Below are 26,381 nucleotides of genomic sequence, written 5' to 3'. Positions count from 1 at the left end.
GAATGTCGCGCACAGGCATTGCGTGATGCAACCTGACAGAACCCGAGCAATTTTCCATCTTGAACGCAGGAGCTCGTCCCGACGGACGGGCTCCTTTTTGGCATGCCGCTTTACCGGGAACCGGAACAGGACGGACCGCGCATCTTAGACATCATTCAGGCCCTCTTCAGGAAACCTTCAGAATTTCGCAGAGGGGGCGTTAAGATTCGCGGGCTAAGATGAGAACAGTTCAGGAGACGCGCAAGGATAGCCCGGGAATAGCCCGCGAGACGACGAGGCAAAACGGCGGGCGGGCCGAATCCTTGGCGCATGAACAATTCATCGACAAAGGCGGAATCCCAATGAAACCGATCGCATTGCCCTCCGGCAGGACGCCAAAACGCAAGATCAGCGGCTGGCTGCCCGTGTTGTGGATGCTCCTGATCCCGTTCCTGAATATTTTCTACGTGCTTCTCAACCGTCCCGGCGCGCAGGTGCATCACCTCGCGACCGCATTCGACAAGGCGCTTCCCGTCGTGCCGGCGTTCGCGCTGCCCTACGTGCTGTGGTATCCGTTCATCGCCGCGACGCTGATCGGCATGTTATGGAAGAACGCCCGGCTGTATTACAGAACCTTGGGGGCGCTTTGTCTCGGACTGGTCGCCTGCTATCTGGTTTATTACGGCTTCCAGACGACCGTCGGGCGGCCGGAGGTTCACGGTACCGGGCTGTTCCCCTCGCTGATGAGATGGGTATACGCGAACGACGAGCCGTTCAACTGTTTTCCGAGCATTCACGTGCTGACGAGCTATCTCATGTTCCGCGGCGCGGTCGCGTTCCGCCGTCCGCTTCGAATCGGGATTCGCGTGATGGCCGTTCTCATTATGATGTCCACGTTATTCATGAAACAACATGTCATCGCGGATGTCGGCGCCGGAATCCTGACCGCGGAACTGATGTATCAGCTCGTCGGACGGCTCCAACTTCGCATGGGAATAAAACGCGGGAATCGGTCAACGCCAGCCGTTTCCGCGCCGGCACCGGCGCGCGGCAAGCGCAAGCGTCAGGCAGGATAATTTTGTTGTATACTAACTACCAGGGCATTGCGACGGCATCAGAGATCGGGAGTGGGACAGATGAATCAACGAACCGTATTGGTCGTCGACGACGATCCGGATATTCGCAAGATCATGCATATATATTTGCGCAACGAAGGTTACCGCGTACTCGAAGCGGAGGATGGCGTGACGGCCTTGGAGATTTTGAAAGCGGAGCGGGATACGGTGCATCTGATCGTGCTCGATTTGATGATGCCTCGCATGGACGGCATTACGGCCTGCATGAAAATTCGCGAGCACCACGATATCCCGATCATCATGCTGACGGCCAAAGGCGAGGATATGGATAAAATCACCGGGCTCACGACGGGAGCCGACGATTACGTCACGAAGCCGTTCAATCCGCTCGAGCTGCTCGCCAGGGTCAAGGCGCAATTGCGGCGGATGAACGTGCTCTCGGCCAAGCAGAACGCGCAGTCCGTCATTTCGATCGAGGACCTCACCGTCGAGATCGACCGGCACCGGGTGACGGTGGACGGCAGGGAGGTCGCGCTCACGCCGCTCGAATTCGCCATTCTCGGGCTTCTGGCAGGCAACCGGGGGCAGGTATTCAGCGCCGACCGCATTTACCAGACCGTCTGGAAAGAACAAACCGGCTATTCCGACAACACGGTGATGGTGCATATCCGCAACCTGCGGGAGAAGCTGGAGACCAATCCCCGGGAGCCGGCTTATATCAAGACGGTATGGGGAGTGGGGTACAAAATTGATTAAGTTCAAATTCAACATCCGCACGCAGCTGATCGCGACGATCATCGCGAGTCTGCTGGCCAGCATCGTCGTCATCGGCCTGCTCAACGTCGTGACGCGATCGGCGTACAGAGTCACCTTCACCAGCTATCAACCGAGCAAGGATCTGATCGAGGACCGTCTTGACTTCCTTAAGACCGAGCTTCCCGGACGCATCAATGCTTATTCGCTGCAGGCGGCCGTGGACGAGGCGAGCGACGGCAAGGTGGACGTCTACGTCGCGGACGAATCGGGCAAGGTGCTCTTCCGTTCCGCCGGAGCGGCCAAGCAGCAGCTCAGCATCATAGGGTATTATGCCGCCCATTCGGACGATACCGATGACTACGAAGGAAAGCCGTACGCGTTGATCCATGCAGGAGAATGGCAGGAGAAGACCGTGTTTCTCGTGGCGGAGGGCCGCCTGAAGGGGGAGCCGGGCTATTACATCAAGGAGCAGCCGCTTAAGAACGTCATGCTGTTTCTGCTCGTGTTCGTCGTCTGCTTCTATTGGTTCACCTCCCGCAAGACGCGGAAGATTCAGCAGATCAACCGGCAGCTCGGCGAGATCGCGAGCGGAGACCTGAACGTGCGGTTAAGAACGCAGGACAGGGACGAGCTCGGCATCGTGTCCAAGAACATCAACGCGATGGCGGAGAACCTGCAGCGCCAATTGACGAAGGAACGCAAGCTGGAGCAGTCCAAGATGGAGCTCATCACCGGCGTATCGCATGATTTGCGCACGCCGCTCACCAGCATCGTCGGCTACTTGGAACTGCTGCGGAGCAAGGCTTACATGGACGAAGCCGAGCATGACCAGTTCGTCAAGAACACGTACAGCAAGACGATGCAGCTCAAGAAGCTGATCGACGACCTGTTCGAATATACGCGATTGAGCTCCGGCGATATCGAGCTGAAACGCCAACCAATCGATATGACGGAACTGCTCCGCCAGCTCGCGTCCGAATACGAACCGATTGCGCTCGACCGCGGCATCGGCATCAAGAAAGAGCTGCCGGAAGCCGCCCTGCCCGTGCAGGTCGACAGCGAGAAGATCGTGCGGGCGCTCGACAACCTGCTCATGAACGCGATTAAATTTTCGGCCGTGCCGGGAGACATCGTCGTGCGCGCGGCGCGCGTCCGGCATGGCGAACGAATCGCCGTCGAGGTGGAAAATCAAGGACAGCCGATCACGCCGGAGCAGGAGGAGCAGCTGTTCGACCGGTTCTACAAGACCGACGCGGCGCGCGGCGCCGGCTCGCGTAACGACGGGTCCGGCCTCGGGCTGTCGATCGCGAAGCAGATCGCCGAGCTTCACGGCGGCACGATCAGCCTTCGTCACGATCGGGGACGGTATACGTTTCGCTTGGAGCTCCCGGGCGCGCAAGGGGTGGAGGGTTGAAGCGTCAAGCTGCCGTCCGCCCGATCGAGCGGCAGGTCATGCAAATCAAACCAATCAAGCAAGCAAGCAAGCAGGCGTCCTTCCACCGGAAGGGCGCTTTTCGTTCGATCGGCATAGCGGAACAAACAAATGGAAAAACGCAGCAATGTTCGCCGGACGAGGCCGGGCGATATACTTGATTTTGAGTGGAGCTCCTGCACAGAGAGAGAGAAGGCGGGCTGTTTTGGCATGCGCGAAAGGAGGGCGGTACGGAGCAGGCACGACAGGGAACCGAATGCATGCAGCCATTTTAGGAGGAAGAAAGGGAGTGCACGTAATGACCAACGCAATCCATGCCGGCTTCGGCAGAAGATCGGGAGTGGCGATGCTCGCGCTAGTCATGCTGCTCGCGGCGATCGTCATTCCGCAGCGGGCTTTCGCGGCGGATTATACGACGCAGAATTGGCAAACGGTCGAGATCTCGCTGACCAGCTCCAAAACGTACGCCGATCCGTTCGCGAACGTCGACGTCACCGCCACGTTCACGGGACCGGGCGGAACGGTGATCACGCGTCCCGCGTTCTGGAGCGGCGGCTCCGTCTGGAGGATCCGCTTCGCGCCGACCAAGACCGGCGCCTGGACGATGACGACGGCGGCGAACGATCCGACCGACACGGGCTTGAACGGGATCACCAAATCGATTCAAGTCAACGCGTACACGGGCAGTCTCGCGATTTATCAGAAGGGCTTCCTGAAGGTCAGCGGCAACGGCCGGTACTTGACGTACAACGACGGCACGCCGTTCTTCTATCTCGGCGACACGCACTGGATTCTGCCGCATGAACGGTTCGCGACCTCCAATGCGGCGGGCGTCGCCTCGCAGTTCAAGTACGTCGTGGATAAGCGCGTCGGTCAAGGCTTCACCGTGTACCAGTCGGAGCCGATCTGGCAGCCGCACGGCGGCGGCACGCATGCGGGCGCGGACGAGGAGGCGGTGGCCAACCTGAGCGACGGCTTCTCGAGCGCCGACCTGGCGGGCTTCGACAACCTCGACCGCAAATTCAAGTATATCGCCGACCAGGGTCTCGTCCATGCCAACGCGCAGGTGACTTGGGCGCTCGATCCGGCCAACTATGCCGTCTACACCGACGCCTACATGGCGCGCGTGGCGAAATATTGGGTCGCCCGCTTCGGCTCGTATCCGCTCATCTACACGATCGCGCAGGAGATCGACCGCAACATGTACAACGCGTACAATACGACGACACTGAGCAAATGGTACGCGGTCGGCCAAAGCATCAGCGACAACGACGCGTACAACCAGCCGATCATGCCGCATATGGAGAATACGGGCACGTCGGTGGCGTCCAATTCGCTCTGGGCGAGCAAGTCCTTCGACGACGGCTGGGCCGTGCAGTGGCAGGGCGACATGACCGGCATGAGCACGGCCAAGGATTTCTACGATTTCGGCACGGCGAAGCCTTCCGTCCTGTACGAGAGCGCCTACGACGGGTTCTGGACGGATTCCCGCGGCGCGCTTGGCGCGGGGTACAAGGCGTTTCAATACGGCATCTACGGTTACGGCTACGGCGCTTCCGGGGTTTGGAACGACGTCTATTCCAAGAGCGGCGATCCCGACGATTTCGGAACCGGCTACGAGCTGCCCGCGCGGTATACGTGGTGGTACGACGGAGCGAATTACGCGACCGGGAACCAATTGACGTATTTCAAAGCCTTCTACACCTCCCTGGAGTGGTGGAAGCTCGTGCCCCGCTTCGACGATACGGCTTGGAGCGCGTTCAGCGACGCGTCCAGGTCGCTGCTGTCCTCGGACGGCAACAGCACGTACGTGACGTTCTTCTTCAACGGGACGACGAGCACGGGCACGATCAAAGGCATGGATAACGGGTTCTATTACAACGCCCGCTGGTTCAATCCGCGGACCGGCGCTTACACGGGCATCGGCAGCGGCGTGCAGTCGACGTCGGGCCAATGGAATGTCCCGAACAAGCCGGACGGCAACGACTGGGTGCTGCTCCTGCAGAAGACGTCCGTGCCGGCGCCGGACGCGGCGAACTTGGCGCTCGGCAAAACGTATGCCAGCTCCTCTTCGTGGGATAGCGCGCAAACGGCGGACAAAGCGTTCGACGGCCTGCCGTCCACGAACTGGCAGGCATGCAACACCTGCTGGAACGGCCAAACGCTGGAGGTGAATTTCGGCGCCAACACGACGTTCAACCGCGTCGTGCTGTCGGAGTACGACGGCCGCACGACGGGCTACCGCATCGAATACTGGAACGGCTCGGCCTGGCAGACGGCCTACACCGGCACGAGCATCGGTCCGAGCGGAACGTCGAAGACGATCACGTTCCCGGCGGTGACGGGCAGCATGGCCCGGATTTATTTCACGTCCGGGACGGCGAACGCGCCGATCATCTACGAATTCGCCGTCTATCACGACGTCGTGAACCTGGCGCTCGGCAAGACCTATGCCGGCTCGTCGTCGTGGGACGGAAGCCAGACGGCGGACAAAGCGTTCGACGGCACCACCGCCACGAACTGGCAGGCTTGCAGCGGTTGCTGGAACGGCCAGACGCTGGAAGTGAATTTCGGCGCGAACACGACCTTCAACAAAGTCGTCCTGACGGAATACGACGGCCGCACGACGGGCTACCGGATCGAATACTGGAACGGCTCGAGCTGGCAGACGGCGTATACGGGCACGAGCATCGGCGCTTCGTACGTGCCGAAGACGATCGCCTTCGGCGCGGTGACGGGCAGCAAAGCGCGTATCTACTTTACGTCCGGCACGAGTTTCGCCCCGATCATTTACGAGTTCGAGGTTTATAATCAGTAGCGAGAATGATGCAGAATCCATCAGCCGGAACGAAAAACGCACCGCCTTGGCTCGCAAGCCAAGGCGGTGCGTTTTCGTTGAGTCGGGCGCGCGGCCGGCACGAAAGCCGATGTCGCTCAAGACGGATAATGAATCACCGTATAGTAGACGATTTTCTCGCTGCCCGAGTTTTCGTACGAATGCGGCTGATCGGCGTTGAAATGAAGCGCGTCGCCGGCCTCGAGCACGTAAACATCGTCCTGGACGGTCAGCTTCAGCGCCCCCCGTACCATCAGAATGTACTCCTCGACGCCCTCGTAGTGGGCTTCCGAGGCATGCATGATGCCCGGCTCCAATTCAACGGTGTAGATCTCGAATTTTTTGCCCTGCTCGAATGGAACGAGAGGGTACGAGCGGTAGCTGCCGTCTTCTTCCACGAAGGGCTCCAAATCCTCGAACCGGACGTGCGTGACGCTCGCTTTCGTATCTTCGATCAAGGACGTAAAGGAGATATGCAGGCCGTTGACGATTTTCCAGATGATCGAAATCGTCGGGTTGGAATCCCCGCGCTCGATCTGGCCGAGCATGGCCTTGCTGACGCCGGTCAATTCGGCGACCTGGTCCAGGCTGAGGGCTCTTGATTTGCGGATGGCCTGAAGGTTTTTGCCGATTTTCTTATGAATTTGTTCGTGTTCCATGGGGCCTCCTCGTGATCTGTTCCTGCCCTCATTATAACGAAAATCGCCATGCAGGACAGCCCGTTAGAAAAAAATGGTGTACAACATCGCATACGCATGTATAATATAGCATATACAGCATAACGCACAAAAGGATTATATCTTATACGGGTGGGATGAAGCATGGCGGCGACGATGATGGGATTGGTGAAGGAAGTGAGGGCGTCCGGAGCGGCATTGCGCGAGGTGCCGGTTCCCCGCTGCGGTCCGGACGAGGTGCTTGTCCGGATCAAGGCGTCTTCGATTTGCGGGACGGACGTTCATATCTATAAATGGGACGCATGGGCGGAAAGCGCCGTCGTGACGCCGAACGTGTTCGGCCACGAATTTGCCGGGATCGTCGAGGAGACGGGCAGCGAGGTCAAGGATGTCCGGATCGGCGATCATGTCTCGGCGGAAGGGCATGTCGTCTGCGGACGCTGCAAGGCCTGCCGGACCGGCAACGCCCATGTATGCCCCAATACGGTCAGCTTCGGCATATCGGCTCCCGGCTGCTTCGCGGACTATGCCATCGTCAAAGCGTCCAATGTCATCCCGAACCGCCCCGACATGCCGTTCGAGCTCGCCTGCTTGCAGGATCCGCTCGGCAATGCGGTGCAGACCGTATTATCGGGCGACATCGTGGGCAAATCCGTCGCCGTCATCGGGATGGGGCCGATCGGGCTCATGGCCGTCGCCGTTGCGAAAGCGAGCGGGGCCGGACCCGTCATCGCGCTCGACATCAACCCGTACCGGCTGGAGCTGGCCAAGCGGATGGGCGCGGACCACGCCGTCAACAACGGGGAGGTCCCCCTGGCGGACGCCGTCATGGAGCTTACCGGAGGCGAAGGCGCCGAAGTGGTGCTCGAGATGTCCGGCCACCCCGATGCGATACGAGGGGGATTCGAGGCGGCGGCTCCTGCGGGGCGCGTGTCCATGCTCGGGATTCCGACCCGGGAAGTGTCGCTCGATTTGTCCCGCCACGTGATCTTCAAAGGGCTCCGCATCGAAGGCATCACCGGGCGCCGGATGTACCAGTCCTGGTACCAGCTGAAAGGGTTTCTCGAGCACAAGCGGATCGACTTGAGCCCGCTGATCACGCATCGCTTTCGCTTGCACGACTACGAAGAAGCGTTCGAGCTGATGTCCTCGGGCCAATGCGGCAAGATCGTGTTCTCGCACGAAGCGAGTCCATCCCTGCAATCATCCATTCTAGCGATATAAGGAGCGTGCCGACCGTGGCGAAGTGGGAAACAACATTAGGCGAAGAACTGCAGCAATTGAAGCGGGAGGGGCGTTACCGCCCGCTTACCGTGTGGGCAAGCGGATCCAGCACGCGGATGGAGCTGGACGGCCGTTCCGTCCTGCAGATGTCCTCGAACAATTACCTGGGGCTCACGGATCATCCGGAGCTGATACAAGCGGCCATCGAGGCCACGCGGCAATACGGCGTCGGCAGCGGATCGGTGCGCACCATTACCGGAACGTTGGCGATCCACGAGCAACTGGAGCTGGAGCTGGCCCGGTTCAAGGGCACGGAAGCGGTGCTCGTCTTTCAATCCGGATTCACGACGAATCAAGGCGTGTTGGCCTCCATATTGGGACCCGACGATGTCGTCATCAGCGACGAATTGAACCATGCGAGCATCATCGACGGCATTCGGCTGACGAAGGCGCACCGCAAGATCTACGCGCATAAAGACATGAGCCAGCTTGAAACGGCATTGAAGGAGAGCGCCGCTTTCGGCAAACGGATCGTGGTGACGGACGGCGTGTTCAGCATGGACGGGGACATCGCGCCGCTGCCGGACATCGTGGAGCTCGCGGAACGCTACGATGCGTTCGTATACGTGGACGATGCCCACGCGAGCGGCGTGCTGGGCAAGAACGGCAAAGGCACGACGGATCATTTCGGCCTGCACGGCCGCGTTCATATTCAGGTGGGCACGTTATCGAAGGCCGTGGGCGTCGTCGGCGGCTACGTGGCCTGCGATCGGATCCTGAAGGATTATCTGATCCACAAAGCGCGGCCGTTTCTGTTCAGCACCTCGCAGACGCCGGCCGTCGCGGCTTCGTGCCTGGCGGCGATTCGCGTACTGGAGCAAAGCGGGGAGCTGATCGGGAAGCTGTGGGAGAACGCGGCTTACTTCCGCTCGCAGGTGCAAGCGCTCGGCTTCGACACGGGCGCGAGCGAGACGCCGATCGTGCCGGTCATCGTGGGCAATCCGGCCGAGACGATGCGGTTCTCCGATCTGCTGCTGCAGGAAGGGGTGTTCGCGCAAGGAATCGTGTATCCGACCGTCGCCATGGACAAGGGGCGCGTCCGGTTCATCGTCACCGCCCGCCATACGCGCGAGGAGCTCGATTACGCGGTGCAGGCGCTGGGCAAGTGCCGCGCGGCATTAAGCCAACAATAAGCTGCATAATGCCCATACGAAAGGCCGGATACCCTCGATGAGAGGGCATCCGGCCTTTTCGGTCTTAGTAGGCGTTCGGCACGTCCACCATCGGGTCGACGTCCGCTTCGTAATCCACGCCTTCGGTCTCGAAGCCGAACAGCTGGAAAAATTCTTTCCGATAGCCGGCGAGATCCGTCAGTTGCTCGATATTGTCGGTCGTCACGGCTGCCCACAGCTGCGCAACCTCGCGCTGCACGTCCTCGCGCAGCTCCCAGTCGTCGATCCGAATCCGTCCTTCTGCATCGACGGGCACTTCGCCGCCGGTATACAGGCGTTCCGAGAACAGGCGGTAGGTTTGCTCGATGCAGCCTTCGTGGATGCCTTTCTCCTTCATGACCTTATAGAGCGCGGAGATGTACAGCGGCACGACGGGAATGGCGGAGCTTGACTGCGTAACCAGCCCTTTGCTGACCGTCACGAATGCGCGCCCGCCGATTGCGCCGAGTTGGCTGCTCAGCTGCTTGGCCGTTGCTTCCAGATGATCCTTGGCTTGTCCGATCGTGCCCTCGCGGTAGATCGGCTGGGTGATCTTCGAGCCGATGTACGAGTAGGAGATGGTCGTTGCGCCGTCTGCCAGCGCGCCGCCCGCGCGAAGCGCGTCGATCCACAGCTGCCAGTCTTCGCCGCCCATGACGGCGACCGTTTCCTTCGTTTCCTGCTCGCTGCCGGGTTCGATGGAGATTTCGGTTACCTCGCCGGTATGGAAGTTAACGGTTTTGTTCGTATACGTGCCGCCAAGCGGCTTAAGCACGGAGTTGAAGGTTTCGCCCGTCGCCGGATCCGTTCTGCGCGCGGAAGCGACGCTGTAGACGACCAGGTCGACTTGACCGAGCTCTCTGCGGATCAGCTCGACGGCTTTTTCTTTCGTCTCGGGCATGAAGGCGTCGCCGGTGACGCTGAACGATTTCAGGCCGGCCTGCGCGGCCGCCTTCTCGAAGGCGGCGGAGTTGTACCAGCCCGCGGATGACGTGCGGCCTGGTTTGCTCTCGCTTGCGCGGTAGACGCCGACCGTGTTCGCGCCGGCGCCGAATGCCGCCACGATGCGCGCCGCCAGCCCGTAACCTGCGGAAGCGCCGATCACGAGCACGTTGCGCGGACCTTGGATGGCCGGGCGTTCCTTCACGTAATCGACTTGCTCCTGCACCTGCAGGGCGCAGCCCGCCGGGTGGGCGGTCGTGCAAATAAAACCGCGTGTTCTTGGTTTAATGATCATGGTTGTTCATTCAGTTCCTCTCGTACGGTTGTTAGGGGGCTTGCCCATGGTTCAATGTTACGATAGTACCCCGAATGCGGGCAAACCGCAACCTGGACGAGCAAAAAGCCCGCGAATGCGCGGGCTTAAGACCGTTGTGCCTATTATCGTATGAGTTCGGTCTGCGGTTCAGGGCCGTTCCAACTGAAAGACCTCGCCGAGCTTGGCGTAATTCATCCCCGCCAGCCGGCTGACCGGCTTGAGCGCGGCGGCGACGATATGGCCGTTGTCGTACACGTCTTCGCCGAAGTGATAGCGAACGATCCGTCCGATGAGGAGGTCGCAGGCCGGAGATCCGTCGGTTCCGCCCAGCGGGACGATGCGCTCGACCTTGCACTCCATACGGACGGCCGCCTCGGCGATGCCGGGTACGCGCACGACTTCGCTTGCGACGGGCGTCAGGCCGACCGCCTCGAGCTCGCTTTCTTCGGGACCGAGGTTGGCGGCGGTCCGGTTCATCCGCTCGACGTTGCGCTCGTCGGCGATATGGACGACGAACTCGCCGAGGCCGGCCGCGTTGCGCGCCGTGTCCTTCATCGCGCCATTCTTGCGCTGCACGGATACGGATAATATCGGCGGGTTCGACGTGACAATGTTGAAGTAACTGAACGGCGCGGCATTGACGGTTCCCGAAGCGGTCATCGTTGTGACCCAGGCAATAGGCCTCGGGATGATGCTGCCGATCATCAGCTTGTAATTGTCCCGCTCGCTGATGGAAGCCGGATCAAGGGTGATCATGATCTAAGCCTCCCGCTGCTCAAGCCTGATATTCGCTGCGAAACCACAAGGCGGCCTGCTGCACCTCGGAAGCCGTCAGCCGGTGGCCGTTGTTCTCCCAATGCACGGTCACCGCGGCGCCGGCGCCTTCCAGCAGACCCTTCAGCTCTTCGGTTTCCGTTGCGGAGCAGATGGGATCGTTCGTTCCGGCCGAGATGAAGACCGGCACGTTCGCGAGGGCAGGCAATGCCTGGTTGCGCAGCGGAACCATGGGATGATGAAGGATCGCGCCTTTTAACGCATCCGCATAATGGAAGAGCAGGCTTCCGGCGATATTGGCGCCGTTGGAATAACCGACGGCCACGACGTTATCGCGTCGGAATCCGTATTTCTCCGCAGCCTCGCCCAGGAATGCAGCGAGCTCCTTCGTTCTGAACCGGAGGTCTTCCTCGTCGAAGATGCCTTCGGCAAGGCGCCGGAAGAAACGGGGCATCCCATTCTCCAGCACGTTGCCTCTCACGCTGAGCACGGAAGAGGCGGGAGAGAGCTGCTGCGCGAGCGGCAGCAGATCTTGCTCCGTGCCTCCCGTTCCATGCAGCAGCAGCAGCGTCGGGGCATCGGGGTTCGTGCCGTTCTGGAAGAGATGCCTCATTGGTTGTTCCCCTCCAACGCCCGCACTTCGATCGGGAACAGGTTTTGCTCGATCAGATCGCGTTTCGGCTCGTACCACGAAGGCAGCATCAGTTTGCCGCCAAGGGTATCGAACGGTTCGTCGCGTTGGAATCCTGGCGCGTCGGTCGCAATTTCGAACAGAATCCCGCCGGCTTCGCGGAAGTAGATCGCGTTGAAGTATTGGCGATCGATGATATCGGTCGCGTGGAAGCCGTGCTCGATGACGTGATTGCGCCAATTGGCATGATCCTCGTAGGTGGCCGCGCGCCAAGCGATGTGATGCACCGTGCCGGCGCCGCCTTCGCCCCAAGGCATCGATTTCGCGTTGATGTCGATCACGTTGCCGATGTCGCCGGCAGCGCGGTAACGGACCAGTCCGTTTTCTTCCCCGACTTTCGAGAGGCCCATGACGCTCGCTAGCGTGTCTTGGGTTTTGGCGGAATTGATGCTGTACAGGATCGCGCCGCCGAAGCCCTTGATCGCTTTATCCGTCGACACGCCGCCGAACGACCATTGGCTGAGCGCGCCTTCCTCGCGTTCGACGATCTCGAGCTGCAAGCCGTCGCGGTCTTTGAACTGCAGGTACGTTTCGCCGAAACGCTCCGTGCGTTCGAAGGCGACGCCGAATTGCGCCAGTCGCGCTTCCCAGAAGGACAACGCTCCCGTCGGCACGGCGAACGTGGTGTAGCCGACTTGGCCGCCGCCTACTTTGCCGAGCCGGGCGCCGACCGACGGAAAGAACGTCATGATGGTGCCGGGGCCGCCGATCTCGTTGCCGAAGTACAGGTGATACACCTCGGGCGCATCGAAATTGATCGTTTTCTTGACCAAGCGCAAACCGAGTATGCCCGCGTAGAAATCGACATTATCCTGCGGGTGGCGTACGAAGGAAGTGATATGGTGGATACCGGCTGTTTGATAGGTCATTAGAATTCCCTCCTAGTGTGAGTATGGCCAAGTCAGGCCGTGGTTATTGATCAATGTTAGGCGCTTGCTTGCCGCGCCGTTGTCAGGCGGCGCGGCCGCAGATGAATCTTACCGCGCCGGTTTTGCTTGGCGCAACCGTTAATTTGGCGAAAGTTTCCTACGCAGTCTTCTTAACCCAACGAATAAGCACCGGCTCCGACCAAGGCTACGCCGCCGACGACGACGAGGACCACGAGCGGGTATTCGTATCCGTTGGCCGTCGACCAGACGCCGTTTTTGCCGTGGACCTTCACGATCGCGCCCAGCATGGTGAGGCCGATCAGCACCGCGCCGACGGTCGTGAGCAGGCCGGCTCCGAACAACAGGCCGCCGACCAATTCCATCAAGCCGGACAGGACGGCCATGGCGACGCCTGGCTTAATGCCGATGGAATCCATCCAACCGCCGGTTCCCTTCGGACCATAGCCGCCGAACCAACCGAATAATTTCTGAGCGCCGTGCCCCACGAACAACAACCCGATTACCACGCGAATCAATAACAAGCCCAAATCCATCATTTTCATCATCCTCCGATATTCATTTGAATTTAATAATCTTTAATTTAAGATAATTGACGAGCGACATGAACGACAACGACTTGCAGCGACAGTGAATGATTTCAGTCCCGCTCTGTGACAAGCTCAACGATCAGGCAGTTCTACATGCCGCTGCACCTCCATGCGAAATTCGTTCTCAGTGACCATCTCGAAATTAATAATCTTAAATTTAAGATAACTATAAGCCACGTTTCGATCTTTGTCAATACTCGCCGCGCATGAATTTTCTGAAATGCAAAAACGGCCGCCCGGCGAGTGGCGACCGCAATCATATGCGCATTTAAACGCGTGCCGGACGAAGGTTATTCCTTCTGGGCGACCGGCATCATCATGCCGTTGTCCATGCCCATCATGCTGACGCTGCCGTCCGTGTCGGCGCCTTCGTACAAATAGACTTCCGTGCCGAACGCCGGCTCCGCATAAGGATGATGCGTGCGGCCGCGGGCGAGGATTTGCCGGTAGTTGCCGGAATCGCCCTCGAAGCCGTCATGATCCCAAGGCACCCAGGAACGGGCATTGCAATAATGGCACACGTACGACCGGCGGAATCTGTCCGCGGTTTTGTTCGGGAACGAACGGTGGAAGAGATGGGAATGGAAGAACAGCACGTCGCCCGGCTGGAGCGGCACCGGGATCGGCGCCGGATATTTGGCGACCATGCGGGAGAGCGTGTTCACTTCGTCGTCCAGATGGCTAACGTTCTGCACGCCGTTCAGATCCGCGAACGCGTCGAGGGCGTGAACGTTGCCGCCGCCGATCTCCTTGGGCGGGTACACGGGCTCGTGGTTCGATCCCGGCACCACCCAGAGACAGCCGTTCTCCTCGTCGGCTTGCTCGAGCGCGATCCACGCCCCGACAAGCGTGTCGGGATGCGTCTTGATATAGCAGGAGTCCTGATGCCAGCCTTGGCCGCCGCGGCCGGGCGGATTCAGGAACATCATCGACTGCACGGCGTACACGTCCGGCCCGATGAGCGCTTCCGTGACGTCCAGCACGCGGGGATGCAGCATGCCGCGTTCGGCTGCCGCATCGAGGCGGGAGAGCATATGGATGCGCGTTGCCGCTTTGAATTCTTCCTTTAAGGGATCGTTGCTTCCCGGCTCGTACGATCTCGCTTTCTCGCTGCTCAGCCGCGTGCGCTCCGCCAGCTCGTACAGCTCGGCGATGTCTTCTTTTGACAGTAAACCTTTGACGATCAGGAATCCGTTTCGCTGGTAATGCACGTAATCTTCGACGCTGACCAAGTAGCGGTCTTCTCTTGGGCGGGACTTAGGCGTATAAAAGGTTGCCATCGTTTTCATGCCTCCAATGAAGTAGGGTTATACTTTTATTTTGCGTCATCGGAGGCAGCGGTTTCAATGGATGGAAAACGATAAACGATGTCTTTATTTGATTTCGGCGTTCACGAGGATGTGCCGGTTGGCGAAGGTTCGTCCGGGATCGACCTCAATGGCCGCATGGCGGAAGATCGGCTCCTTGCAGCGCTCCAGGTATTCGGTGGCCGTGATGCCGCGAATGCGCTTGTATATTTTTGAGAAATGATGTTCGTCCCCGAATCCGCATTGGTACGCGATCTGTTTCACGTTGCCGCTGCCCAGCATCATCAGTTCCTCCGCCAGGTTGATGCGCCGCTCCAGCAGCATCCGCTTGGGAGATATGCCGACGGCGGCGACGAACATCCGGGTGAAATGCTCGTGCGACCAGCCGGACTGCCTCGCGATCTGCTCGATCGTCACGGGCTCGGTCAGATGCGCTTCTATATAAGCGATCGCCTTCGAGATCTGAACGGGATAACCGGCGGAGGCGAATTCCGGCGTATTGTCGGCGAACGCGGCGATCTCCTCGAGCGCCGCCGCCACGAGCGCGGACAAGCGCCTTTTCCAATGATGCGACTGGTAACCGGCCACGACGATGATCTGCTGCATGATGCCGGCGACCAAGCTGCCGTGCTTTGCGGGCACGATATGGAAACTCTGCTGCAGCAGCGATGCGAACCGTTCGTCGCGTCCGCGCAGCGCGCCGTAATCGAAATGCACGAACAAGTGGCGGGTCGTCCGTTCCCTGTCGAAGAGATAACGGTGGGGCTCGCCCGGACGCGTAAAGACGAAGCAAGGAACGTTAAGCTCATGGGGCACGCCGCCATGCTCGTAGACGGTGCCCGTTCCCTCGGGGAAATAAACCAGCTCGTAATCGTCGATTGCGCGGACGCCGAGGATGGAGCCTCGGCTGACGATGATGTCGCCGACGTTATGGACGTACGGCCAACCGCCTGGATCTTGACTCATGGCGCATAACACGACCTTCCCGTTTCGCAGCCTTCGCAGTCCCGGCAGGCTGCGAGCGTTGGCTTTTGCGTTTATTATGCCGAAGGCCGGAGCAGGGTGCAATAGGAATGGGCCGCGCCGCGAAATCTTTCATAGGAAGCGCGATTTTTATATTGAAAATGCCGCGAGCGCGAGCTATAGTTAAACCGTGGAAGGTTTACTATATAGAAATCGGTTTTGCATAAAAAACCGAGGAGCGAGGCGATGGAGTGTCGGAGGAGCGCAAATACTGGGTCCCCGCATTGGAGAAGGCCGATAAAGTGGTTGCCGTGCTGGCGGCCGAACCGGCCAGGCACAAGCTGATCGACTTGTCCAGGCGGCTGGACATCAACAAGAGCTCAATGTTTTCCCTGTTGAACACGATGGAAGCGCTGCAGTGGGTGGCGCGGGGAGAGGGCGATACGTATTCGCTCGGCCGCGCGTTTGCCGCCTACGGTTCCTCGTACGCGCAGAACTATGACTTGAACCGGTCGTTCCAGCAGGAAGCCTCCGCCGCGCGGGACAGGCTCAAGGAGACGATTCAACTGGCCCGGCTGGAAGGCAACCAGGTGCTCTACCTGGGCAAGCTGGAAGCGCTCTCGCCGGTCCGGCTGCAGTCGGAACCCGGCATGCGGCTGCCCGCGCACGCGACCGCGCTCGGCAAAGCGATGCTCTCGCAGCTGGACGAAGTCGAATTCGAGCGGCTGTACCCGGAATCGGCGCTGCCGGCGTTGACGCCGCATACGATCCGGGACCGCGAAGCGCTGCTCCGGCAGCTGCGGGCCATACGGGAGCAAGGGTTCGCGGAAGACGACCAGGAGTCCGTCATGGGGTTCCGCTGCGTCGCGGCGGTCATCCGAAGCGGAAGCGGCCAGGCGCCCGCCGCGGTCAGCTGCTCCATGCTGCTGCATCAGTGGGAAACGAAGAACGGCGAAGCAAGGACGGAGATGCTGGCGCTCGCCGGCAGGCTGTCCGTGCCGCATTCACGATGAAGAGGAGATGATGACATGCGTTTGAAGGACAAAGTCATTTTGATTACGGGCTCGGGATCAGGCATCGGCAAGAGCACGGCGCTGTTGTTCGCGAGCGAAGGCGCGAAGCTGATCATCAACGATCTGTCCGAACCGAACGGGACCGCGACGGTAAATGAAATCGAGGCGGCCGGCGGCGAAGCGATCTTCATCCGCGCCGATGTGACGAACCCGGATGAAGTGTCCGCGATGGTCGATCGGATCATCGCCAAGTACGGCGTGATCGACGTGCTGTTCAACAATGCCGGCATCAGCGGCGTCGGCGTGCTGCACGAGATCGAGCCCGAAGCATGGGACCGCGTCATCAACGTCAACATCCGCGGCGTCTTTCTGCCGAGCAAGTACGTCATCCCGCACATGATGGAGCGCCGCCGCGGTTCTATCATTAATATGTCGTCCTGCATCGCGGAGGTGGGCCTTGCCCGCCGCGCTTCGTACGCCGCGACCAAAGGCGCCGTGCTGGCATTGACGAAGTCGATGCAGGTCGATTACGCGCCGTACCATATCCGCGTCAACGCGCTGCTGCCGGGAACCATCATGACGCCGTTCGTCGAAAATTACCTCAAGAACTCGTACGACAATCAAGAAGAAGCCATCGCGGGCTTGAAGAAACGCCAGCTGAGCGAAGAGCTCGGCCTGCCGGAGGACGTGGCGAAAGCCGCGCTGTTCCTGGCTTCCGACGAGTCGACGTTCGTTATGGGCTCGCCGCTATATGTCGACGGCGGCGTCGTGTTCGGCAAGAACGCATAACCGGTCTTATTCCGATATACCTACATTTATGATTCAGGAAGGGTGTAAACGAAGATGAAATTGATCAGCATCTCGAAACAAGGCCGCAACGCGCTTGGCATTGCGACCGAGAACGGCATTATCGACGTCGAGCTGGCATTGGCGGCAGAAGCGTCCCGCGCGGGCGCGGAGGTTCCTTCGGATATCATGGCGGTCATCGGCGGAGGCGAACAAGCATTGGCGTCGCTACGCGGTTTCATCGATTCGCTGCCCGCATCGGGCAACGAGGCTTACTTGCGCGCCGAGGACGAGATCGAATGGGGTCCGTGCGTCACGGCGCCGAACAAGATTATTTGCGTCGGGCTCAACTACCGCAAGCACGCGGAAGAAACGAATGCGCCGATTCCGCAATTTCCGATTCTGTTCAACAAATTCAATAACACGCTGACGGGTCATCTCAAGGAGATCGCCATTCCGAAAGTGACGCAGAAGCTCGATTACGAAGCGGAGCTCGTCATCGTCATCGGCAAGCAAGCCAAATACGTCTCCAAGGAAGACGCTCTCGGCCTTGTGTTCGGCTATTGCGCGGTCAACGATTTGTCGGCCCGCGATCTGCAGCTGCGCACGCATCAATGGCTGCTCGGCAAATCCTGCGACGATTTCAGCCCGCTCGGCCCGTATCTCGTGACGGCGGACGAAGTCGGCAACCCGAACGACCTGGCGATCAAAGCGACCGTCAACGGCGAGGTTCGCCAGAACTCCAATACGTCGGACATGATCTTCCATTGCGACGAGATCGTAAGCTATATCTCGCAGCATATGACGCTCGTGCCGGGAGACGTCATCCTGACCGGCACGCCGGAAGGCGTCGTGCTCGGCCTTCCGGAAGCGCAGCAGGTGTATCTGCGTCCCGGCGATGTAGTGTCGATCGAGATCGAAAAGCTCGGCAAGCTGACGAACCGCTTCGTCGCGGATCCGGCTTAAGCCATAACGCGAGGTGTTCGGAATGAATCGTACAATCGATGCGCATCAGCATTATTGGGAGCTTGAACGCGGCGACTACGGCTGGCTGACGCCGGAGGCCGGTCCGATCCTGTATCGGGACTACGTCCCCGCGGACTTGGAGCCTGAGCTGGCGCGCGCGGGCATTCGTCAGTCGATCGTGGTGCAGGCGGCGCAGACGCATGCGGAGACCGCTTATATGCTGGAACTGGCGGAACGTTCGGATTCCATTGCGGGCGTCGTCGGCTGGCTGAATTTTCAGGACCCGAATTGGGGCGACGTGCTGAAGATCTTCCGCGCGCATCCGAAATTCCTCGGCGTGCGCGTCATGCTGCAGGAGATGCGGGACGCCTCTGAAGTGCTCGAGCCGAACAGCCTGGAAGCGCTCCGGCATTTGGCCGAGATCGGCCTGCCCGTCGATCTGCTCATGCAGTCGAGCCAGCTTCCGGAGACGATCGCGCTGCTGAAGCAGGTGCCGAATCTGCACGCCGTAATCGATCATATCGGCAAGCCGCAGATCGGGGAAGGCCGATTCGAGCCGTGGGCAAGCCAGATGCAGGAAATCGCCGCGAACCATCCCGGCGTATACTGCAAATTGTCGGGCATGCTGACGGAAGCGGATCATGCTGCATGGAAGCCGGAACAGTTTACGGCCTACGTGCGCCATGTCGTCGCCTGCTTCGGCATCGGACGCGTCATGTTCGGCAGCGATTGGCCGGTGTGCCTGCTGGCGGGCACCTATGCGGACGTGCGCGAGGTGCTGAGCGCGGCGTTGCCGGAGGGATTGACGGAAGCGCAGCTTGCGGCCGTGTATGGCGACAATGCGGCGGCCTTTTATAAGCTGCCGGCGGAATAACGATCGAAAAAAGAAGCAGCAAACCGATTACGCGAAGACATCCAGAGAGGGCTTCCGCCGAAAGTGGCGGAAGCCTTTTCGGCGCGCACCGGCGTTTTGATGGATAACGCATGCATCCGACGAATACTTTCCGGGTTACGACCTAAGACCGTTGACATGGATCATTCTATTTCGTATAGTCGACATGGACTATACGATGACAATAACGTTTTCGAAGGAGTCGAGATTTTGATGGCCAATCGTAAGGTTTCCAACATGCTGGCTCTTGCCGTCTTATCGCTGCTCAATGAGAAACCGATGCATCCGTATGAGATGTCCGCCACGATGAAGCAGCGCGGCATTCCCGACGTCATCAAGCTGAATAACGGCTCGCTCTATTCCGTCGTGGAGGCGCTGCTGAAGCACGGTTGGGTCGTTCCGCTGGAGACGACGCGGGAAGGAAAACACCCGGAACGGACGATCTATGCGCCGACCGATGCGGGGACGGCGGAATTCCACGACTGGCTTCGGGAGCTGATCTACGAGCCGGTGAAAGAATTCCCCCATTTTCCGGCCGCATTGGCGTTCATCGGGCATATTTCGCCGCAGGAGACGGCCAGTCTGCTTGATCAGCGCATCGGCTTCATTCGGAAGAACGTCGCCGAACGGCGGGCGGGCATGGATCTCGCGGCATCCCAAGGCCTTGCCCGCATCTTCATGATGGAGGCGGAGTACATCGTGCACCAGCTGGAAGCCGAACTGGTCTGGCTGCTTGCATTTAAGGAAGACATCAGGAACGGCAGCCTCACCGAGCAGGTCGACGGGAAGACGGCATGGCATATGACCGTGCCGCCGGACGAAGAACTGCTGTTGTAGTAAAAAAGAAACGTGGAGGGAACAACAAACAATGAGCGCACAACGCAAAAACGTTGGCATCGTGGTCGCCGGTTTGCTGCTGGGCATTCTCATGGCGTCCATGGACAATACGATCGTCGCCACGGCGATGGGTACGATCGTAGGCGAGCTGGGCGGATTGGACAAATTCGTCTGGGTCACGTCCGCTTATATGGTCGCCGAGATGGCGGGCATGCCGATCTTCGGCAAGCTGTCCGATATGTACGGACGGAAGAAGTTTTTTATTTTCGGGATCTTAATGTTCATGCTGGGATCGATTCTTTGCGGAACGGCAGACTCCATCGTGCAGCTGAGCATCTATCGCGCGGTTCAAGGGATCGGGGGAGGCGCGCTCGTGCCGATCGCCTTCACGATCATGTTCGATGCCGTGCCGGCGGAGAGCCGCGGCAAGCTGGGCGGATTGTTCGGCGCCGTGTTCGGCTTGTCGAGCATCTTCGGACCGCTGCTCGGCGCGTACATCACGGACTACATCAAATGGGAATGGATTTTTTACATTAACCTGCCGCTTGGACTGATCGCTTTCGTCATGATCGCTTTCTTCTATAAAGAATCCGTCCAGCACAGCAAGCAGCGGATCGACTGGGGCGGAGCGGTTGCGCTTGTCGGCGCGGTCGTCTGCCTGATGTTCGCGCTTGAGCTCGGCGGCAAGAACTACGCGTGGGATTCCGGCGTGATTCTAAGCTTGTTCGGCGGGTTCGCGGTCCTCGTGATTGCCTTTATCCTCATAGAACGCGTCGTCAAGGAACCGATTATCAAGTTCAGCATGTTCCGCGATCGGCTGTATTCGACGAGCAACGCGATCGCGATGTTCAGCGGCGCCGCCTTCGTGACGGCTTCGGTTTACATTCCGATCTACATCCAAGGCGTGTTCGGCGGCAAATCCACGGACTCCGGTCTCGTGCTGCTTCCGATGATGGTCGGTTCCGTCGTGACGGCAACCATGGGCGGCGCGCTGATGATGAAGACATCGTTCCGTTCGCTCATGATTCCGACGCTGGCGCTGTTGACGGTCGGCAACATTATGCTTACGACGCTCGGCATCGAGTCGCCTCGGTACATGGTCGTGATCTTCATGGTGCTGATCGGACTCGGCATCGGCGCTTCGTTCTCGGTGCTCAGCAATGCCGCGATCTTCTCGTTCCCGCCGCAGGAGCGGGGAACGGCAAGCGCGACGCTGAACTTCCTTCGTTCGCTCGGCATGACGATCGGCATTACGGTATTCGGGATTATTCAAAGCCATTCCATGATGAACAAATTCGCGACGTCGTTTACGTCGGACGAGAAAGGCCAACTTCCGCAGGGCGTGAACCTGAGCGATCCTCGCGCGATTTTGGCACCCGAGCTGAGAAAAGCGATTCCGCAGCCGATTCTCGACAAAATCACAATGGGCCTTTCCTCCTCGATTACCCAAACGTTTGCTTGGGCTATCATCCCGTCCGCGCTCGCTTTGTTCTTCGCCTTCTTCATGGGCAAGCGCAAACTGAGCGAAATGGAGCATGCCGATTATACGCCTTCGTCCCATTAGCAACCAGGATATTTACGCTCGCATAAGTCCGGTGACCCAAGTCGAAACTTGGGCACCGGGCTTTTTTTGTCGTCTTTCGTCTGCCGAAACGCAGCTAATTGTCTGATTTTAAACGTGAAATAGGGGCTGACATTTAAAATCTAGCTTTTGGTTGATATTAACATTTTCTATACAATACATTAACGGCCACTTAACAATACCTGGCAACCGATTAATGACCGCTTAACAATGGATGCCTATAATCGGACTTGTACATATAAGACGAAGGAAAAACAAAACAATTTCAGAAGGGTGATCACAGTCAATGTCCATGAAAAAAACGATTTTGATTTCTGCGCTGGCAGCTGCGCTTAGCACGTCTGCAATCGGTGTTGCTTCGGCAGCCACCACATCGCAAGTAACGGCACCGGCTTCGTTTAACCTGATGGTAAACGACGCGTCCCTGCAAGTTCGTTCGGTGCAAGTGAACGGCTCGACGTTGGTATCGGTGCGCGACCTTGGTTCCGCGGCGGGCGCATTGTTCGTCGTGAACGTGAAGAACGGCGTAACGGGATACATCGATGGCCATTCCATCGAACTGCACGCAGGTTCGAAAGCGGCCTTGGTTGACGGCGCGCAAGTTGACCTGCAGCAGGCAATCGAGAACGTGGACGGATCTTACTATATTGCGGTTAACGACTTCGTCAGCATCTTCGACGTCGAAGCTACGACGGACGATGCCGGTCAAGTATGGATCGACACGGTAGCGAAAATCCATGCCGACAGCATCAGCTGGATCAACGCAAATCAATTGCTCGCTTCGTCGCTGACGGAAGAAGGACGTACGGACTACATCATCGATGCTAAAACGGGCGCAGCTACGAAAGTGCTCAGCTCCGAAACGGCTTCCGAGCTTTCCGTATCGCCGGACGGCTCTAAAGCGGCTTACACGGACGAAGACGGCGTAGTCAGCGTCATCGACCTGACAAGCCCGACGTTCGGAAGCAAACAAGTTTCTACCGACAACACGATCAAACCGGAACTGGTATGGTCGGCTGACGGCAGCGCGATTTACTTCCTCCAAGGCGACAAAGGTTCGGTTATCCAAAAACTGAACGTGGCTGACGGCACGCTGACGAAAGTGCTGGAAGACAAAGTCGACTACAAAGCCAACCTGAGCGTTTCCGCGGACGGCACGAAATTCTACTATACGGTTACGAAGCCAGGCGCGGTAACGGCTCCTGACGGCAAACCGGTCGATGCCGATGATGTCGCGATCGACAACACGGGCACTGAACCGCAAGTATACTTCTTCGATTCTTCCGTCAAGGACTCGGTTCCGGTGAAACTGTCGACGACAACGGACGATAAAATCTTCGTCGGCGCGGCAGCGGACGGCAGCAAAGCTTTCTACGTAAGCGTAGAAGACGGCAAGCCTTCTTCCCTGGTCGCAATCGCGAAAGACAAAACCGTTACGAAGCTGATCGGCGACAAAGACGTGCTGCAAGCAACGATCGCAGGCGACAAAATCTACGCGCTGACGGACGCAGGCGAGCAAACGGGTCTGTACGAAGTCGACACGGCAGCCGGCACGTCCAAGCTGGTTCGCAACCTCGATGGCAACGTAAGCGAAGTCGTAGCAGCCGCTAATGCTCCGGTTGCCGTTATCGTCGATGATCAAACGTTCGTCATCCAAGGCGATACGCTTAGCAAAATCACGAAATAATCGACTCATCCATAATACCCGTTAAAAACGAGAGGAGAACTACAAACAATGAAAACGAAATGGTTCAGAAATATCGGTCTTGCCGTAATGGCGCTTTCCCTTACGTTCGGCAGCGTATCCGCTGTCAGCGCAGCAAGCAAACTGAGCGGTCGCATCGTCATCAACGGATCTTCGGCACTTCTTCCGTTGACGCTGCAAGCAGCTAACGAATTCAAGAAGCTGAATCCGAAAGTGAAAATCTCCGCTTCCGCGGCAGGCTCCGTAACGGGCCCGCAATCCGTACGCAAAGGCATCGCCGATATCGGCGCTTGCGACTGGGATGCTTCCACTGACGTACCGGGCTTCAGCAAATTCACGGGTCAAGTCGCAAACAAAGTAGCCGTCATTCCTTTCGCGGCCGTAACGAACAGCAGCGCTGGCGTAACCAGCCTGACGAACGCCCAACTGTCCGGTATCTTCTCCGGTAAAATCACGAACTGGAAAGAAGTCGGCGGTAAAGACGCAGATATCGTAGTCGTTAACCGTGCATTCGGTTCCGGCACGCGCGTCAACTTCCAAATCAAAGCGCTGAACGGCACGGACTTCATGACGAAGGGTTCGAACTACAAAGAAGTTAAATCGAGCGGCGACATGAAAACGGCCATCGAAACGACGCCTAACTCGATCGGTTACATTGATCTTGTCTACGTTTCCGGCAGCAAAATGAAAGCCGTCAGCATCAACAACGTAGCTCCAACGGAAGCAAACGTCATCAACGGCACGTACAAAGTATGGTCGTACGGCTACTACATGACGAAAGGCCAACCTACCGGCGCCGTTAAAGCATTCATCGACTACGTTCAAAGCACGAAGTTCCAAAACGGTTCCCTGAAAAAGCTGAAATTCATTCCGCTTGCGGCAATGAAAAAATAAGCACCAAAGAACCTCATCCTCACCAATTAAATATGAAGAACGAGCGAAGCCAGCTTCTGCACCTTACACGAGAAGCTGGCTTCTCTTTATGACATGAGAGGAGCAGAGATGGTTATGAGTATGATGGAAGTGCCGAATTCCGGCACCGTTTACTCAAGCGAAGAACTCGGCCGGAGCTTGGAGAGTTCATCCGGCAAGAGATTTAGCCGCAGGGCGCGGCTCGCATTCTACAACCGCAGTTTCAAGATCGCATGTATCGCAAGCGCGGTGTTCGTTTGTTTGATTCTGTTTTCCATTTTGTTCTTGATGGGCCGGACCGGTATTCTGACCTTTGAAACCGTGTCCCTGAAAACCTTCTTTTTCTCCACGGACTGGGTACCGGAAAACGACCAGTTCGGCGCATTCGTGTTTATTTTCGGTACAATCGCGCTTACGCTTCTGACGATGGTGATCTCGGTGCCGTTGTCGCTCCTTATTGCAATCTTCCTATCGGAAATGACGCCTTCTTGGCTGAAAAACGCGTTGCGTCCCGTACTTGACCTGCTCGTCGGCATCCCTTCCGTCGTCTATGGCTTCCTTGGCTTGACGATTCTGATTCCGATGCTGCGTTCGCTGACGGGAACCAGCCTGGGCGATGGTATATTGGCCGCCGGGATCGTACTCACGATCATGGTCCTGCCGACGATCAGCCGCATTACGGACGACTCCATCGTCGCCGTGCCGAAGAAATTCCGCGACGCTTCCTACGCGCTAGGCTCGACCCGCTTCCAGACGATTGTTCGCGTCGTCATTCCGGCAGCCAAAAGCGGCATCATGTATGCAGTCATTCTCGGCATGGCCCGGGCGATCGGCGAAACGATGGCCGTCGTCATGGTTATCGGGAACACGCCGCAGTTGGCGGATGCGTTGTTTAAGCCGACCTCCGTACTGACGAGCAACATCGTGATGCAAATTCCGAACGTGCCGTTCGATTCCGCGTGGAACTACGCGCTCTACATGATGGGCTTCATCCTGCTCCTCATCTCGCTGATCATGATCATTGCGGTCAGGCTCATTCAAGGCAGAGGAGTGAAACAATGAGCACTGGCAAAACTACGGCGACTCATCCTTTTGCGGCGCGCAAAAGCATGAATCAATTCAACAACAAATTGTTTACGGGCCTCGTTTGGGTCGTCGGCATCTGCACGGTCATCTTCATTATCGCGCTGTTGTTCCTCATTCTCGAGAAGGGGCTTCCGAAGCTGGACTGGGGCTTCCTCTATGGGGAGCCGAGCGAGATCGAAGAAGGCGGCGGCATTGGCCCGCTGTTGTTCAACTCCTTCTACGTACTCATCATTTCGCTACTGATTTCCGTTCCGCTCGGCATGGCTTCGGGAATCTATCTGGCGGAGTTCGCGCCGGCCAATAAATTCATCGGCTTTATCCGCATTTGCGTCGAAGGACTGGCATCCGTGCCGTCCATCATCTTCGGCCTTTTCGGGATCGTCTTGTTCGTCGAGTCGCTCGATCTGGGCTTGACGATCCTCGGCGCCGCGGTCAGCTTGGCGTTCTTGAACCTGCCTGTACTGACTCGCGTAACCGAGGAAGCGATTCGCGCCGTGCCGCAGGAAATGAAGAGCGCTTCTTTCGCGCTCGGCAGCACGCATCTGCAGACGATCAGGAGAGTTCTGATTCCGGTCGCATTGAACGGGATCATTACGGGAATCTGTCTGGTCGCGGGCCGTGCGTTCGGCGAGAGCGCCGTCATCATTCTGACCGGCGGCGTAACGTCCTCGGGCGAAATGTGGGATTTCAATCCGCTTTCCCCTGGCGCAACGCTTGCCGTGCATCTCTGGTACGTGCAGTCCGAAGCGATCGTGCCCGACGCGCGGTTGATCGCCGAGAAATCCGCGGCCGTGCTCGTATTTATCGTGCTGCTCATTAACATCGTGTTCCGCGTGCCGCTCTGGATCAACGCGCGCAAAATGCGGTAGAAACGTGTCGATATCGTACGAAATACCCGGAATTTTAACACTCTTCTAACAATTTCAGGCACATCCGATAAT

24 protein-coding genes are annotated in these 26,381 nt (G+C 58.5%); 16 read left to right on the top strand and 8 right to left on the bottom strand.

Annotated features, from left to right (window positions below; genetic code table 11):
- The first annotated feature begins 341 nt into the window (after nucleotides 1-341).
- The 4 genes from AC50YL_RS23175 (at nucleotide 342) to AC50YL_RS23160 (ending at nucleotide 6,061) form a co-directional block, all read left to right on the top strand.
- On the top strand, nucleotides 342-1,055 hold the full coding sequence (locus AC50YL_RS23175) for a phosphatase PAP2 family protein (RefSeq protein WP_494835028.1): 714 nt from the start codon (nucleotides 342-344) through the stop codon (nucleotides 1,053-1,055).
- 60 nt (nucleotides 1,056-1,115) lie between these two features.
- Complete coding sequence (locus AC50YL_RS23170; protein WP_494835027.1) at nucleotides 1,116-1,811, top strand: response regulator transcription factor; 696 nt, start codon at nucleotides 1,116-1,118, stop codon at nucleotides 1,809-1,811.
- Nucleotides 1,804-3,225, top strand: a complete 1,422-nt coding sequence (locus tag AC50YL_RS23165) for a HAMP domain-containing sensor histidine kinase (RefSeq protein ID WP_494835026.1) — start codon at nucleotides 1,804-1,806, stop codon at nucleotides 3,223-3,225. Before AC50YL_RS23170 ends, AC50YL_RS23165 begins: the two co-directional genes overlap by 8 nt.
- A 316-nt stretch (nucleotides 3,226-3,541) precedes the next feature.
- A complete protein-coding gene (locus tag AC50YL_RS23160; protein WP_494835025.1) occupies nucleotides 3,542-6,061 on the top strand; it encodes a discoidin domain-containing protein in 2,520 nt (839 codons plus the stop codon).
- Nucleotides 6,062-6,177: 116 nt separating this feature from the next.
- Here AC50YL_RS23160 and AC50YL_RS23155 read toward each other — a convergent pair whose 3' ends face one another.
- Entirely contained in the window at nucleotides 6,178-6,738 is a 561-nt protein-coding gene (locus tag AC50YL_RS23155) for a helix-turn-helix domain-containing protein (RefSeq protein ID WP_494835024.1), read from the bottom strand.
- Nucleotides 6,739-6,900: 162 nt separating this feature from the next.
- On the opposite strand from AC50YL_RS23155, the gene tdh reads away from it, so the two are divergent.
- The gene (gene tdh / locus AC50YL_RS23150) at nucleotides 6,901-7,980 is read left to right on the top strand and encodes an L-threonine 3-dehydrogenase (protein WP_494835022.1); all 1,080 of its coding nucleotides are present in this window, start codon (nucleotides 6,901-6,903) and stop codon (nucleotides 7,978-7,980) included.
- 14 nt (nucleotides 7,981-7,994) lie between these two features.
- A complete protein-coding gene (locus AC50YL_RS23145) occupies nucleotides 7,995-9,173 on the top strand; it encodes a glycine C-acetyltransferase (RefSeq protein WP_494835020.1) in 1,179 nt (392 codons plus the stop codon).
- A gap of 64 nt (nucleotides 9,174-9,237) precedes the next feature.
- On the opposite strand, the gene fabV is transcribed toward AC50YL_RS23145, so the two are convergent.
- From fabV to AC50YL_RS23110, 7 genes are all read right to left on the bottom strand, one after another.
- Complete coding sequence (gene fabV, locus AC50YL_RS23140; protein WP_494835019.1) at nucleotides 9,238-10,428, bottom strand: enoyl-ACP reductase FabV; 1,191 nt, start codon at nucleotides 10,426-10,428, stop codon at nucleotides 9,238-9,240.
- Nucleotides 10,429-10,596: 168 nt separating this feature from the next.
- Complete coding sequence (locus AC50YL_RS23135) at nucleotides 10,597-11,205, bottom strand: flavin reductase family protein (protein ID WP_494835017.1); 609 nt, start codon at nucleotides 11,203-11,205, stop codon at nucleotides 10,597-10,599.
- Nucleotides 11,206-11,224: 19 nt separating this feature from the next.
- Nucleotides 11,225-11,836, bottom strand: coding sequence for an alpha/beta hydrolase (locus AC50YL_RS23130; protein ID WP_494835015.1), 612 nt, complete (start codon nucleotides 11,834-11,836; stop codon nucleotides 11,225-11,227).
- Nucleotides 11,833-12,783: a ring-cleaving dioxygenase gene (locus AC50YL_RS23125; RefSeq protein WP_494835013.1), complete on the bottom strand. Its 951-nt coding sequence runs from the start codon at nucleotides 12,781-12,783 to the stop codon at nucleotides 11,833-11,835. The genes AC50YL_RS23130 and AC50YL_RS23125 overlap by 4 nt, the downstream gene beginning before the upstream one ends.
- Nucleotides 12,784-12,953: 170 nt before the next feature.
- A complete protein-coding gene (locus AC50YL_RS23120) occupies nucleotides 12,954-13,340 on the bottom strand; it encodes a DoxX family protein (protein WP_494835012.1) in 387 nt (128 codons plus the stop codon).
- Nucleotides 13,341-13,681: 341 nt separating this feature from the next.
- A complete protein-coding gene (locus tag AC50YL_RS23115; protein ID WP_494835010.1) occupies nucleotides 13,682-14,671 on the bottom strand; it encodes a phytanoyl-CoA dioxygenase family protein in 990 nt (329 codons plus the stop codon).
- Between the two features lie 93 nt (nucleotides 14,672-14,764).
- Nucleotides 14,765-15,664, bottom strand: a complete 900-nt coding sequence (locus AC50YL_RS23110) for a helix-turn-helix domain-containing protein (protein WP_494835009.1) — start codon at nucleotides 15,662-15,664, stop codon at nucleotides 14,765-14,767.
- Between the two features lie 248 nt (nucleotides 15,665-15,912).
- Between AC50YL_RS23110 and AC50YL_RS23105 the strand changes: the two genes are divergently transcribed.
- From AC50YL_RS23105 to pstA, 10 genes are all read left to right on the top strand, one after another.
- On the top strand, nucleotides 15,913-16,674 hold the full coding sequence (locus AC50YL_RS23105; RefSeq protein WP_494835007.1) for an IclR family transcriptional regulator: 762 nt from the start codon (nucleotides 15,913-15,915) through the stop codon (nucleotides 16,672-16,674).
- 15 nt (nucleotides 16,675-16,689) lie between these two features.
- Complete coding sequence (locus tag AC50YL_RS23100; protein WP_494835006.1) at nucleotides 16,690-17,463, top strand: SDR family NAD(P)-dependent oxidoreductase; 774 nt, start codon at nucleotides 16,690-16,692, stop codon at nucleotides 17,461-17,463.
- A 54-nt stretch (nucleotides 17,464-17,517) separates the two neighbouring features.
- Nucleotides 17,518-18,426 carry a fumarylacetoacetate hydrolase family protein gene (locus tag AC50YL_RS23095; RefSeq protein ID WP_494835004.1) on the top strand — a complete coding sequence of 303 codons (909 nt, stop codon included), beginning with the start codon at nucleotides 17,518-17,520 and terminating at the stop codon, nucleotides 18,424-18,426.
- A gap of 22 nt (nucleotides 18,427-18,448) precedes the next feature.
- Nucleotides 18,449-19,300 (top strand): amidohydrolase family protein, encoded by an 852-nt coding sequence (locus AC50YL_RS23090; RefSeq protein ID WP_494835002.1) that lies wholly within the window; start codon nucleotides 18,449-18,451, stop codon nucleotides 19,298-19,300.
- A gap of 231 nt (nucleotides 19,301-19,531) precedes the next feature.
- Nucleotides 19,532-20,155, top strand: a complete 624-nt coding sequence (locus AC50YL_RS23085; protein WP_494835000.1) for a PadR family transcriptional regulator — start codon at nucleotides 19,532-19,534, stop codon at nucleotides 20,153-20,155.
- Between the two features lie 31 nt (nucleotides 20,156-20,186).
- Nucleotides 20,187-21,719, top strand: a complete 1,533-nt coding sequence (locus tag AC50YL_RS23080) for an MDR family MFS transporter (RefSeq protein ID WP_494834998.1) — start codon at nucleotides 20,187-20,189, stop codon at nucleotides 21,717-21,719.
- 304 nt (nucleotides 21,720-22,023) lie between these two features.
- Entirely contained in the window at nucleotides 22,024-23,424 is a 1,401-nt protein-coding gene (locus AC50YL_RS23075) for a stalk domain-containing protein (protein WP_494834996.1), read from the top strand.
- A gap of 48 nt (nucleotides 23,425-23,472) precedes the next feature.
- Nucleotides 23,473-24,336: a phosphate ABC transporter substrate-binding protein gene (locus AC50YL_RS23070; protein ID WP_494834995.1), complete on the top strand. Its 864-nt coding sequence runs from the start codon at nucleotides 23,473-23,475 to the stop codon at nucleotides 24,334-24,336.
- Between the two features lie 120 nt (nucleotides 24,337-24,456).
- Complete coding sequence (gene pstC / locus AC50YL_RS23065) at nucleotides 24,457-25,416, top strand: phosphate ABC transporter permease subunit PstC (RefSeq protein WP_494835296.1); 960 nt, start codon at nucleotides 24,457-24,459, stop codon at nucleotides 25,414-25,416.
- Nucleotides 25,413-26,309, top strand: coding sequence for a phosphate ABC transporter permease PstA (gene pstA / locus AC50YL_RS23060; RefSeq protein WP_494834994.1), 897 nt, complete (start codon nucleotides 25,413-25,415; stop codon nucleotides 26,307-26,309). Before pstC ends, pstA begins: the two co-directional genes overlap by 4 nt.
- The last annotated feature ends 72 nt before the right edge of the window (nucleotides 26,310-26,381 follow it).

The organism is Paenibacillus sp. J22P277 (genome assembly GCF_059383675.1).
This window is presented reverse-complemented; position numbering and strand designations above follow the sequence as displayed.